General features: G+C 67.2%; 12 protein-coding genes. 6 read left to right on the top strand and 6 right to left on the bottom strand.

What is annotated here, in order from left to right:
* Positions 1-246: 246 nt before the first annotated feature.
* Positions 247-1,863: an ATP-dependent nuclease gene (locus O3438_RS10470; RefSeq protein ID WP_269679790.1), complete on the top strand. Its 1,617-nt coding sequence runs from the start codon at positions 247-249 to the stop codon at positions 1,861-1,863.
* A complete protein-coding gene (locus tag O3438_RS10465) occupies positions 1,860-2,933 on the top strand; it encodes a UvrD-helicase domain-containing protein (protein ID WP_269679789.1) in 1,074 nt (357 codons plus the stop codon). Before O3438_RS10470 ends, O3438_RS10465 begins: the two co-directional genes overlap by 4 nt.
* Before the next feature lie 117 nt (positions 2,934-3,050).
* Here the strand turns inward: O3438_RS10465 and O3438_RS10460 are convergent, their stop codons facing one another.
* On the bottom strand, positions 3,051-3,539 hold the full coding sequence (locus O3438_RS10460; protein ID WP_269679788.1) for a S1 RNA-binding domain-containing protein: 489 nt from the start codon (positions 3,537-3,539) through the stop codon (positions 3,051-3,053).
* 84 nt (positions 3,540-3,623) lie between these two features.
* Positions 3,624-4,118, bottom strand: coding sequence for a hypothetical protein (locus O3438_RS10455; protein ID WP_269679787.1), 495 nt, complete (start codon positions 4,116-4,118; stop codon positions 3,624-3,626).
* 171 nt (positions 4,119-4,289) lie between these two features.
* Here O3438_RS10455 and O3438_RS10450 point away from each other — a divergent pair, with 171 nt between their 5' ends.
* Entirely contained in the window at positions 4,290-4,847 is a 558-nt protein-coding gene (locus O3438_RS10450; RefSeq protein WP_269679786.1) for a hypothetical protein, read from the top strand.
* Between the two features lie 140 nt (positions 4,848-4,987).
* Here the strand turns inward: O3438_RS10450 and O3438_RS10445 are convergent, their stop codons facing one another.
* The 4 genes from O3438_RS10445 to O3438_RS10430 form a co-directional block, all read right to left on the bottom strand.
* Positions 4,988-5,548, bottom strand: a complete 561-nt coding sequence (locus O3438_RS10445) for a hypothetical protein (RefSeq protein ID WP_269679785.1) — start codon at positions 5,546-5,548, stop codon at positions 4,988-4,990.
* A 539-nt stretch (positions 5,549-6,087) separates the two neighbouring features.
* On the bottom strand, positions 6,088-7,029 hold the full coding sequence (locus O3438_RS10440) for a tyrosine-type recombinase/integrase (RefSeq protein WP_269679784.1): 942 nt from the start codon (positions 7,027-7,029) through the stop codon (positions 6,088-6,090).
* A 136-nt stretch (positions 7,030-7,165) separates the two neighbouring features.
* Entirely contained in the window at positions 7,166-7,744 is a 579-nt protein-coding gene (locus tag O3438_RS10435; protein ID WP_269679783.1) for an XF1762 family protein, read from the bottom strand.
* Positions 7,737-8,468: a hypothetical protein gene (locus tag O3438_RS10430; protein WP_269679782.1), complete on the bottom strand. Its 732-nt coding sequence runs from the start codon at positions 8,466-8,468 to the stop codon at positions 7,737-7,739. Before O3438_RS10430 ends, O3438_RS10435 begins: the two co-directional genes overlap by 8 nt.
* Before the next feature lie 591 nt (positions 8,469-9,059).
* On the opposite strand from O3438_RS10430, the gene O3438_RS10425 reads away from it, so the two are divergent.
* The 3 genes from O3438_RS10425 to O3438_RS10415 are packed head-to-tail and all read left to right on the top strand — an operon-like array spanning position 9,060 to position 12,519.
* The gene (locus tag O3438_RS10425; protein ID WP_269679781.1) at positions 9,060-10,532 is read left to right on the top strand and encodes a S8 family serine peptidase; all 1,473 of its coding nucleotides are present in this window, start codon (positions 9,060-9,062) and stop codon (positions 10,530-10,532) included.
* Positions 10,533-10,565: 33 nt separating this feature from the next.
* Entirely contained in the window at positions 10,566-11,159 is a 594-nt protein-coding gene (locus O3438_RS10420; protein WP_269679780.1) for a hypothetical protein, read from the top strand.
* Positions 11,160-11,184: 25 nt separating this feature from the next.
* A complete protein-coding gene (locus O3438_RS10415) occupies positions 11,185-12,519 on the top strand; it encodes a WXG100 family type VII secretion target (RefSeq protein WP_269679779.1) in 1,335 nt (444 codons plus the stop codon).
* The last annotated feature ends 215 nt before the right edge of the window (positions 12,520-12,734 follow it).

Below are 12,734 nucleotides of genomic sequence, written 5' to 3'. Positions count from 1 at the left end.
TGCCTCACCGCATCATTCACCGCATATGAACTGCAGGATCATTGGCCGCATGGCAGATTCACGAACGCTTTTCGCGTTTAATCACCGGGCAGTCGAGATTAGGAATGGCCCGAGAGGCGGCAGTGATCATGTACACTGACCGGCTGGCGTTCGAGATCACCACCACCCAGCCGAGCATTCCTAGAACGGTCAGCCGCACCATTCGGTGCGTGTTTTTCCTTTAGCTAGAAGAAGGTCCATGCAATAATGGCCACAAGCACGATTAAACGCATCGTTATCGATGGTTACCGCAAGTTCGACCACCTGGACATCGAGCCGACCGCCAGAATGAACATCCTCGTGGGCGACAACGAGTCCGGCAAGTCGACCCTCACCGAAGCGATCTACCTTGCGCTCAGTGGTAAGATCAACGGCCGATCAGCGTCGGAGGAACTGAACCCGTTCTGGTTTCACCGTCCGCGGGTCCTCGAGTACTTCGAGAAGCACGGCTCGCCGCAGGCGATCGCGGCACCCCAGATCTTTATCGAGCTTCACCTGGGCGACGGCGACGACAACGTCCATCAACTCCGCGGCGTACACAACTCGCTGAAACTCGACTGCCCTGGCGTCCGCCTCCTCATCGAACCGAACGAGGACTTCGAGCAGGAGTTCGCTGCGTACATGATGGACCGCCCTCCTCGGGTGTTGCCGGTTGAGTTCTACCGTGTCGAGTGGCGTGACTTCTCCGACCGGGTACTGACTGCGCGCCCAAAGGAGCTGGCGGTGTCGTTCATCGACTCCCGCACCATCCGCAGCACGTCAGGCGTCGACTACCACACCCGCGAGATGCTCAGCGGCCACCTCGATCCCAAGGAACGCGCCGTGATCTCGCTCGCACACCGGCGAGCCAAACAGGACATCACCGACAACCATCTTGCCGGGATCAACGATCGGATTGCCCAGGGCAGCCGGTCGCTCCATGATCGGCCGCTAGGTCTGCAGATGGACCAGTCGGCCCGAACCTCATGGGAGGTCGGCATTGTGCCCCAGGTCGACGACATCCCCTTCGGGATGGCCGGCCAGGGCCAGCAGGCCGCGGTCAAAGTGTCGCTCGCGATGAGCCGGACCTCTGGTCGGTCTCGGTACGTCCTGATCGAGGAGCCGGAGAATCACCTGTCTCATACCAGCCTCACCAAGCTGGTCGATCGGATCGAGCAGTTCACCTCCGACGGCGATCAGCAGACCTTCATCACAACGCACAGCTCTTTCGTCCTGAACCGCCTCGGCCTGGACAAGCTCCTGCTCATCCACGACGGCCAGACCGCCAAGCTGACCGCGTTGGACCCGAGAACGGTGGCCTACTTCCGCAAGCTGTCCGGATACGACACGCTCCGGCTTGTGCTGGCCCAGAAGGTCGCGCTCGTCGAGGGGCCCTCGGACGACATCGTCCTGCAGCGTGCCGTCCGTGACGCGACCGGCAAAGACCCCATCGACTTGGGCATCGACATCATCTCCATGCAGGGCCTCGCGTTCCGCCGGGCGTTGGAGGTCTGCGCCGCACTTGACCGATCGGCCATCGCCATCCGTGACAACGACGGCAAGGACCGGGCGAACCTTCGGGCCAAACTCCAAAAGCTCCTCGCGGACGGGAGGCGCGAGCTGTTGATGGGCGATCCTGCATGTGGCAAAACCCTCGAACCACAGCTCATTGCGGTCAACGACGAGGCAACCCTGCGACGCGTGCTTGGGCTACCGGACGATACCGAACTCAACAAATGGATGACCAACGGCAAGACCGAGGCTGCCCTCCGAATCCTCGACTCTGACGAATCAATCGTCATGCCCGACTACATCAACCAGGCAGTCAAGCTGTTGGTGTCATGAACGCCCTCACCCTCGCTGTAGCCGGTGGCCGCAAGACCCAGTCGATCATCGACGCGTGCGCCGAGGCGCCGGCGGGCCGGCGCATCCTCGTGCTGACATACACGCAGCAGAACCAGGCCGAGTTGACGAGCCGCCTGGCGGCACGGCGGCCCCTGGCTGCCACAGTCCACGTCCAGGGATGGTTTAGTTTCCTCCTGGGCCACTGCGTCCGGCCGTATGTACCACTTGCCCATCCCGGGCACCGGCTTCGGGGTCTGAACTTCGACGGCGATCCCGGGCGGTTTGCCACCGGAGCCCGGCGGTTCCTCGACGGCGACGGGCGAGCCTACAAGCGCTGCCTCGCCAACCTGGCTCACAAGACGAACGATGCGAGCCAGGGAGCTGCGCTCGATCGCATTAGCCGCATCTACGACGAGGCATGGATCGACGAGGTCCAGGATCTGAATGGGTGGGACCTGGAGATCCTCGCCCTCCTGATGAGATCGCCACTCGATCTTTACATGGTGGGCGACATCAGGCAGGCGATCCTCAACACAAACGATCGGGACCTCAAGCACCGGCAGTACAAGGGCGTGAAGATCAAGGTTTGGTTCGATCTGCAGGCCGATAAGGAGCGACTGAAGATCTTGCACGCAGCCGAAACCTGGCGCTGCAACCAAACCATTGCGACCTTCGCCGACTCGATCTTCGGACCCGAGTGGGGCTTCGAGACTACGGTCTCCAGAAACCAGCAAACCGTCCCGCACAGCGGCATCTTCGTCGTCAGTGTCGACGACGCCGAAGCGTACTTCCAGGCGTTCGCGCCGCTTTGCCTGCGCTACAACGCAGGCAGCTGGAAGGAAGTCGATCTACCGTTCCGGAACATCGGCCTCGCCAAGGGCAGGGGTGCTGAACACGTCCTGGTGGCTCCGACCACCAAAATGGAGGACTTCGTACGGTCCAACAAGCCGCTCGAACCAGCCACTGCCTGTTCGCTCTACGTCGCCGTCACCCGGGCTCACCACAGTGTGGCCTTCCTGTCGAAGACGCCTGACAGGCTCGGCCTGCCCATCTGGCGTCCCGTCGCCTGACAGTCCGAGTGGCCACAGAACACTCATCTGCCGCGATCCGCACGTGGCGTGGGTTTCGTGGACGTTGAAACGGTTGCCGACGGGTGTTGATTCGGGCGGCTCGTAATGGGCGACCGATCAACGCTTCGGCGCGAGCTCCAGCCGCACCTGGCGCCGCGGTCGGTCCACCTCGGCGATCGTGACGGTGACCATCTCTCCCATCACCGGCTCCCGGATCAGAACTGACTCGTGGAGCAGTCCCGCGATGCCCGGCGCGACGCGGACGAAGACACCGAACGGCACCACCTTGACGACCGGCCCGGACAACACCTCACCGACCCGGTCCGCGAACTGGACCAGTGGATCCTCCTGCAACGCCTTCAGCGAAAGCTGCACCTGTCCACGAGTGGTGTCGAAGTCAAGCACCTCGACGGAGACCTGTTGGCCAGCGTGCACCACGTCGGCAGGGTCGCAGAAGTACTCCCAGGTCAGCTCCGGAATCCGAATGAAACCGGTGCCGGGCGAGCCGGCCGGATCCCCTTCGAGACGCACGAAGACGCCGAAGTTGTGGATCTCTGAGATGGTGCCACGCACCACCAGGCCGCGCTTCGGCTGACCTGCAGACATGGCAGAACTATAAAGCCGAGGTAGGGACCTGCGGCTCCTGACCAGGTGCACGCTTCTGCCGCCGACAGGGCGCTAGGGCTGTTGCTACGTGGCGCTGTCGCTGCCGACGGCTCGGCGGACCGCCTGCCGAAGGTCCGCTACGGCCCGTACGACATCTTTCACCATGGGTTCGTCACCTCCGACGAGATTCCCGACCCTCAACGTGTGGTCATGATTCTCGCGATATGCCAGGCTGACGTCCGCCTCTACCAGTTTCATCCAGGCCGCGAGGACATCGGACTCGGCCAGTAGGCGCAGTTCTGCGGTGATCTCTCCACGGCTGGCGACTGCTGAGGCGAAGCCCTGTTCGTCAGCCATTGGCTCTGAGATGCGGTCAAGCCTTGCCTCAACGTCTTCAACGTAGGCCAAAGCCTTCAGATACAGCGCGTTGCGCAAATCTGTAAGTTGGCTATTCCTCGCCAACTCCGCGGATTGCCGCGCTGCCAGCAGCGGGCCGAAGACAGCGCCAGCGACCCCGGCAAGAGCGGCGAGCGTGGTGCCGGCCACGCCATATAGAGCAACTTGTACAGTAGGGTCCATCGACCAAGGCTACAGACCCGGCACCAGAGCGACCCGCTACTGGTTTAACTGCCAAGGGCAGCCTTCGAGTAGCTGTATCCAGGTTGGAACGTACTCTCGTGCCGCTGATCGCGCTCGGTGGCGCTCAGGTAACGGGTGGACGTCGCGTGGTTCGGCAACACAGACTGAGTCGTGACCTCTCGGGATATTCCGCTGCCGCTGGGCGAGGTCGGCTGGCTGTTCCCCGCCCTGGCGGATCGGACGGAACACGACCGCGTTCGTCAGCTTCTGCAGTCTGCCGACGAGACCCTCTTCCGGCTTGGACAGCGGCTGGGTGCACGATCCGACGCTCAGCTTTGGGGCGTAACCCTGAACCGCTTTCGCTATCAGCGGCTCGGGCCCGAACCGGAGTTCCCGGTCACGATACTGGCGGGCGAAGGGGGATCGAATCAGATCTGGGTAGATGTCCTCTGCGCCCCGGCAGGCAGCATGCCCTACCACCGACCCGGACCGCCATGGCAGGTGCACACCACGATCTCCCTCAGCTGCGACTCCGACCCCACCGGCTGCGGCGGCCACCAGGTCGACGCCCAGACCTGTCCGCCGGTCGAGACCCCGCTCGGTGCCGCCACCGAGGTGCACGCGGCAACCGAATGGCTACTACAACGACTCGCCAACGAAAGCGAGGACTCCCTCCGAAAACACGATCCGAACCGCGGTCACCCACCCGCACCCCGACGCCACGACTGACACGAACCGCACATCACCCACCGGCCTGTCGACGGTGGGTCAGCGAATGCGGCGGCCCATAGGGCAAAGCCGGTGCTCACTGAGCGCGCCGCCACCCACCGCCGCCGCCCGCCGCCAAGTGCTCGTGTTATGGACCTACGTCAGAGGCGAATGGCCGGCACACCATTGCCGGCCGGCCGCCGCACCTGGTCGACGATGCCGCCGCGGACACCGAGGCTCCCCCGCGCGGCGCGGTAGAAGCCGTCACGAGTCTCATCGGCCTGCCGAACCAGGTCCGTAAGGTCGTCGGGCGGGTCCGGTAAGGACCGCGCGGCCTGCTCTAAAGCGCGCACCGCGTGACGCCATGCGGAGGCCGCCCCTACGGTGACCTCATCGCCGAGCAGCAGAACTGCCTCCCATGTCAGCGTGTGCCGCACATCCGCCTCAGCCAACCGCGCCAACCCCTCCTCGCGGTCAAGTGCGGGGGTACGGGCGCCGGGCCGGTGGGCGCTGAGCATTCCCAGCGCCAGCAGGTGGATTTCCTTCACGGCACGTGTGAAATCGGCGTAGGCGTCCAGCCGCCGCTCGTCCCATCGCACCATTTGACTGCGCCGCCACCGAGCCCGCTCGGCCACTGTCGTGGCAATGATCGTGCCGACAGTGCCGACCACCACGCCGATCAGCGCCGCTACCTGCGGCATCATCGTCTCCAGTAGTCTCATCGACGTCCCCTCGCCGTGGTTGGACCCAGCCCGTCAGCCATGATTTCACTACCGTCAGTTGCCATGCCGGCGGCGCCGGCCGTGCTGCCGGTGGCATCCACGCCGGCCTACAGACGAATCCGGTGACAGCAGACCCCTGTTTGTTGGCGCGATTGTCTCGGTTGGAGGGACCATCGTGGTGGACTGGCTTCACCGGCGCGCCGCAGGAGCCCTTTGCCATGCCGATCCTTGTACGTCAAGGCGTACCTGCCTATGGACTCGGATCTGTGCGCCGACGGCGGGACTTCCGGGACAGCTCCGCCAGCTGCAACATGTACGCCGTCCTGGCGTGTCGTGCCATTTCCGTGCGTACATCTGGATCGAGCAGGCCCTCGGGGTCGACCTGTCGTTCGAAGCGCTTGAGGAAGCCCTGCGTGCCGGCTGCCGTGCGGGCGCGGCGGTCGGTCGTTCTGGCCCAGGATGCGTGGGCGGCTATGCGTGCCCGGCGGCGACGCTGCTCCGGTGTCAGCCCCGGCGACCCGGCTGTCGGTTCGTCGGGCTCAGACACGCTCACCGATCCCGACACGGGATTGGCTCTCCTGGGCGCGTTCGGCGGCTGCGCTGGCGCCGTAGTGCCGGGGCATGTCGTCTGAGGTCCAGCCGAGCAGCAGCATCAGGTCGCCCGTGTCGCCGCCGGCGCGCTTCCACTCGTGGGCGAAGTTGTGCCGCCAGCGGTGGGCGTGGACGTTCGCGACGCCGGCGCGCCGGCCGCGGCGTTTCAGCATGAGCTTGATGCCGTTGGCCGCTAGTGCCCGTGTGCCTCGCTCCGCGAGCCAAAGCTCGGCAAGGAGTGACCCTTTGTGCTGGGACCGCGTTCGGAGATAGCGGCTCATGGCCCGTGCGGTCTTGGGTCCCAGCCGTACCCGGCGGTCCTTGGCGCCCTTGCCGTGGTAGCGGACAGTGTCCGTGTCGGCGAGGCTGACATCGTCAACATGAAGGTTGGCGACCTCGGACAGCCGCGCACCCGTGTTGTACAGCAGGCGGATGATCGCCTCGTCTCGCCGGTCGACGAACGCTCTGCCGCGACACGTGTCCAGGATGCGTCGCGTGTCGTCGTCCCGCATGATCGGTATCAGCTTTTGCGGCGTCTTGGGCTGCCGGACGCGCTCCATCGGAGATCGATCGATCTCCTCCTCGTCGAGCGCGAGCCATTTGAAGAACTGCTGCAGAGCTTTGTGCTTGTTCAGGGCGGTTGCGGGTGAGCGTGTCTCCACCATCCACGCCTGGAACTCCTCGACATGTGCCCGGGCCACGGCGGTGGGATCGTGGGCTGCCTCCGACGTGTCAGGTGCCGATGCCGCACGGTCCTGCAGGTAGCGGGCCAGCTGTGCCGCGGCGAGCAGATAGTTGTAGCGGGTCGTCTCCGGATAGTTTCCGGACCGCAGTGACCGATGCCAGTCCTCCAGGAAGCCGCGCCAGGGAGTGGACAGGTCAGCGAGCATCTTTCCTGCGTCTATTGGCATGGGGTGACGCTCCAGGTCGAGCATTCGTCGAGGGCCGGCCGCAGGGTGCCGATGGGCCCGTCGCGGTGGTTGAGCAACCGATCTGCTGGTGCGTGCGCGGCTGTGGTGTGGCCGGTCACCGTGGGTCCTGTACCTCTCTGGCCTGCCGGGGGACGCGGTCGGCGGCTTCGGTTCGGGTACGCCAGTCCTCGGTGGTGACCTGCCAGTGTGTGCGGGTTGCGTCGCCGGTGCTGCGCGGCGCTCGGTGCCGGCTGAGCCGATTTCGCCCGTGCGCGGGAGGCGTTTCGGTGACGACCTTCCAACCCGCGGCCCGCAGGCCGGCGGCGGGCCTGTCGGTGCGGGTGTAGGTGATCATGCGTCGGTAGCCCATGCGCCGGGCGACTCGCCATGCGGCGGCAAGCAGGACCGAGTGCGCGTTGCGTGGCCCGTCGGTCGCCAGGCGGGTGACTTCGGCGGTCAGGCCGTCGTCGTGGTGGCGGACGTCGGGACGGCCGACCATTGCGACCCCGATGAGGTGGCCGGCTTGGTTGGTCAGACCGAGGGAAAACGTGTGTCCCTGCGGTCGTTCGCGCTGCTGATGGTGGCCGCTGATGTAGGCGCACGCCTGTCGGTAGCTGATTGGCCGTACCCGCGGACGGGCTGGGCGGCGACGCGACGGACGGTGGTGGGCGGCAGTCTCCGGCTGGTCAGTCATGGTGGCCTGCTCGTACGACGAAGACCAGCAGGTGAGTCGGCGAGCCGTACTGACTGGCCGCTGACCGTTCGGCGTCTGCGCTGTCCGCAGCGAGGCCTACTGGTGTGGTGATCGCGAGAATGTGCTGGAGGTAGTCCATCCCACCGGCGTGGGCCTCGGGGACAAGCCCGGCCAGGTGCACGACCTCGGTCGGAAACGGTTGGGTCGGACGTTGCTCGACGATGAGGACCGCGAAGCCGTCCGGGCTAATGACCAGCCGGAGGGCACGGAAGAGATCGGCCACCGCACCGTCGACCGGCCTGGGTCGCGCGAGCGGCTGGGGTCGCGGCCAGCGCAGTACGACCAGGTCGACCTGCTCCACGGTGTCAAGACCGGCCAGGTCCGCATCATGGGTGACAGAACGGTAGGCGCGGCCTGCGGCAATGCTCTCGTCGCGAACGGTCGGGTCGCCGTCGAAGTCGACCACGGTTGCGCCACGCCGGCTGTAGACAGCGATGATCCGACGAGCCAGGAGGCGGCGAAACGTGGACTTGCTGATCTCGCCATGGGCGCCGTTGCGCCACACCGAGATCCAGATCGGCAAGCCACCGACGATTACGTCGACGTGAAGGAAGTCGCGGTGGTGGTCGAAGGTGGAGTTGTCGACGTGTGGGTCGGGTCCGCCGTCTCGGGACGGTGGGTTCGGCCCGTGGGGGTTTTCGGGTGTCGCGGAGGATCTGGTCATCGGTGGGTGGCTTCCACACCGGCTGGCCCGTGCTCACGACCACCAAGAGCGGTCATGACGGCGGGTTTGCTGGGGGTGCACTACGTTGGCCACCCAACGGCGACCCAACCGTTGGCCAACGGTTGGCCAACCTCCGGTCCGGCGGTGGTGGCGAATCGCGCGGCGGGTTGCCGACGAGTCTGGCGTGGATGGCAACCGTCGGATCACCCGCACGAGGTGTCGCGCCGGCTCAGCTGGTCACACAGGGTGGCGGGATCTTGACGCGTTGCGCTAGCGTCTCACCTGCAACGCGGCCGGGTTGGTTGGCGGCCATGCGGTGAAGAACGCCTCGCGGATGCACCGCCACAAGAGACGGAAGGGCGGAACCTGGTGTTTGAGATCGAAGTAGCGACTACACCGCCGTCCGGGACGTCGGCACGATTCTGAACGAGATCGGCGGCACCGTCGGCGTTGCCCCTGCGAACGTCTCCACCGAGATGGGCAAGGCCAACCAAGGTGCGGGGCTGAGAACATCAGACGTGCGGCTCCGGTCCGGCTCGAGCCGGACCGGAGCCGCCGCGTGTAGCTAGTCGACGAGGTTCGGGGAGTGCCGTGCGTACGGGTAAGGGTCGCCGATCGGGGCTGAAGTTCGCCGTCGCCGTGTCGATGGTCGGCGTGGTGGTCGGGTCCGGGGTGGTGGGCGTGCCAGCTCCAGCGTCGGCGGCCGACACGGTACGCGGTCTGCAGTGGTATCTCGACGCGTTGCAGATTCCGCAGGCCCACGAGATCACCAAGGGACGTGGGGTGACGATCGCTGTCATCGACAGCGGTGTCGACGCGACGCACCCGGCGCTCGCCGGCCAACTGACCGGCCGCCCCGGTGCCGCCCCGGCGGGATCTCCGCAAGGCCAGATCGACCGGGATAAGGAGGCGGGACACGGCACGTCGATGGCTGGCCTGATCGTTGGGCGGGGCGGCGACCGGAACCGGCAGTTGGGGATCGCGCCGGAGGCGAAGGTTCTGCCGATCGCGCTGAGTGGCAGCGAGGGCGACGGCAACGACGCTGAGGTGGCGCGGGGCATCCGCTGGGCCACCGATGCCGGAGCCGACGTGATCAGCCTGTCCATCGGCTTCGAGCAGCCCGCCAGCATCCGGATCGTCGAGGCGGTCCAGTACGCCCTGACCAAGAACGTCGTGCTGGTCGCCGCAACCGGTGAGGGCGGGCGGACGGTCAACTCTCCGGCGAACGCGCCCGGCGTGATTGCGGTCAATGCGACAACCAGGTCGGGCGACCTCTCCCGCTACTCGGTCGGCGGCTCCGAGGTGGCCCTCGCCGCCCCGGGTGACGACATCATCGCTCCCGTGCCGACGGTGGTCGAGGGCAACGGTTACGCGGTTGCCTCGGGCACTAGTCAGGCGACTGCCATCACGGCCGGGGTGGTCGCGCTGGTGCGGTCACGCTACCCGGACCTGGACGCGGCGAACGTGATCAATCGCCTGATCCGGACGGCCCGGGACGTGGGGGTGCCGGGTCGGGATCCGGAGTTCGGCTTCGGCGCGGTGGATGTGCTTGCGGCGCTGCAGCGGCCGGTGTCAGCCGTAGACGTCAACCCGCTGCTGGCTGCCGGCGCGCAGCCGGACGGAGCGACGGCCTCCCCCGCAGGCGGGCAGACTGGAGGGCCGGCTGTCGCCATCAAGGTTAAGAACAAGACCGGCATCATGGTCGCGGGCGTGCTGTGCCTGACCGTCGTCATCGGCGCGGTGGTGCTGGCCGTAGTCGTCGCCCGCCGTCGGCGCCGTCGCACCGCGCCGCCGGTCGGACCCGGACCGGGCAGAGCGCTGGTGGGTGGTCCGGAGTTCCCGCCGCCCGGGTACGGCCACCCGGGCGTCCCGCCGCCCGGCTACGGCCCGCCGGGAGTTTCGCCGCCCCCGCGGTCGGATGCGCAGCATCCTCATCCACATCAGCCCAGGCCGCAGCCCGGACCCCCATTCCCTCCGCCCGCGGCGCTACCGGGGCAGCCCGGTGGATCGGGGCAGCCCGGGACCGCACCGCCCCAGGGCTTGGGCGGCCCGCACCAGCGCTGATACATCACTGACCGATCAACGGGGAGGACGGAGATGAGCGACGAGGGCAACAGCCCACCGCAGGTGGAGGCCTGGATGCGGGTGCCGCCCGGCGTCGCTGATGCGATGCCGGCGGGCAGCCCGTTGCGGCCTATTGCCACGGTGGCTGCGCACGGGCCGTCCGTTGGGTTCCGCCAGGATGACGTCCGCGCCGGCGCAGGATCGGCGCCGTCGCAGCTCGTGGGTGGGCCCGGTCAGCGCGACGTTACCGAGTGGGAGGCGGACCGTCTGGAAGCGGCCGCCGACAACATCGAGCGGCATGCAAGCTACTTGCGCCGGCTCGCCGTCGACATGGAGGAGATCAAGGACCTGCTCGGCGGCGAAGCGGCGCTGGCCAGCCCGGGCGGCGCGCTGGGCGGCTTTCCCAAAGGGCTGAGCCTGGCCGCGGCGCACCATGCTCTGCACCGGACGACCTCGGAGTCGCTGACGAAGCTCTCTGACGATATGTACCGGGCGGCTGATGCGCTGCGCGAGGTCAAGCGCAAGTACGACACCGCCGAAGACGCGAACAAGATGTCAGCGCAGGAGATGCAGCGGGCCTTGAAGGCCGGCGGCCTCGGTCCGGACGCCAGCGCGGAAGGGGTCTGACGTGAGCGCTCTGAGCTGGGAGGACATGGCGCGGCAGGTGCTGGTCGCCGGCCGGCCGGCCGATATCACCAGCGCGGCGTTGGGCTGGCAGGCGCTGCTGGGCAACGTCGAGGAGGTGAAGCGGCTGGTGGACGCCGACGTCATCGACCTGGGCGAGAGCTGGAAGGGCCCGGCGTATGACGCGTTTCGCACGCACATGGAAGGGCTGATCAAGCAGGCCGAAACGATTGTGGACGGCGCCCGGGAGTCGGGCGGCGGTCAGCACAGCATCGTGACCGTCCTGCAAACCGCGGCGCAGGATCTGGAGCGTGCGCAGAACGCGATGCCGGTCCCACAGGGGTGCGTGGGCGACCTGGCGGCGGCCCGCAATGGTGCCATAGTCATCGAGACGGGGCTGTTCGAGGCGAGCATTCGTGCCGACTTCGCGGGTAGTTGGCCGATGGAGAAGCTCGGCCAGCTCAACGACCGGATCGGCGAATTCTTCAACAACAACACCGAGGACGCGCGCAAAGCCTACGACCAGGTCAGCGACGACTACGCAGCCCGGGAGCGGGAGACGCCCGGAGGTGATCTGTCGGAGAAGCGCACAGGCAGCGGTCCGAGCGGGGTGGACCTGGAAGGTCCGACGGGCACCGGCGGTGCCGGCCAGGCGGCCAGCCTCGGTGGAGGGCCTTCAACCGGCGGTCTCGGCAGTGAACCTTCTCTGGGACCCGGCCACGTCAGCTCCGGCGGGGCAGGCCTCGGCTCGGCCAGCCACCCGGATCTCTCCTCCGGCACCGGCGGCTACGACGCCAACACCCCAACCGGCAGCGGCGCGTCCCCGGGCGTCGGTAACGACCTCGGTGACGGCGTTCTGGCCGGCGAGTACAGCAGCGGCTTGGCCGGGGCAGGCGCAGGTACGGGGACCCTCACCGGCGTGAACTCCGGGTTCGGTGCCGGCGGTGGCGTGCCCAGCGCGACTGGCCTGGGCGCTGGGGGCGGTGGTCTTGGTGGCACGGCAGGCCTGGGCGGGGCCGGCGTCCCCATTCCGGGCGGTGGTTCCCTGGGCCGCCCGGTCAGCCTCGGCATGTCGCCGATGATGGGTGGCGCGGCTGGTACCGGTGAGGCCGGACGCGGTGCCAATGGTCCGTCCAGCAGGGGCGGTGCGGCGATGGCACCTGGCATGGTCGGCGCGGGCGGCCGGGGTGGGTCCGGCAGCACGGGCTCCCGTGCTGCCGGCGGTGGCGTCCGGGGCGGCCTGGCTGGGACGAACAGCGGGGCCGACGACGGCAACGAAGAGTCCCAACACGGCACCTGGCTCAGGGAAGACGACGACGTATGGGGCGCGGACGACGACGGCACGGACGGCGTGTTGCGCTGAGGCTCGCCATCGACCAGTGCTCCGCACGTTGACGGCAGCGGTTGTCCCTGGGTCGTGCCCGACAAATGATCGCGGCAGACCCATCCGGAGAACAGGGATAGCGACGTGCCCGCCAGGTCAGCCCAACAGCGGGGGCGCCGTCACCCAACGACGGCCGGTTTCGGCCCAACGGCGGCTGGCTGCCTTCCCCGTACCGCGAGGGTCATTTGTTCCGG

It is taken from the genome of Micromonospora sp. WMMC250, assembly GCF_027460215.1.
In the GTDB taxonomy this organism is placed as follows: domain Bacteria; phylum Actinomycetota; class Actinomycetes; order Mycobacteriales; family Micromonosporaceae; genus Micromonospora; species Micromonospora taraxaci.
Note: the sequence above shows the minus strand (reverse complement) of the source record. Positions and strands in the feature narration are given on the sequence as shown.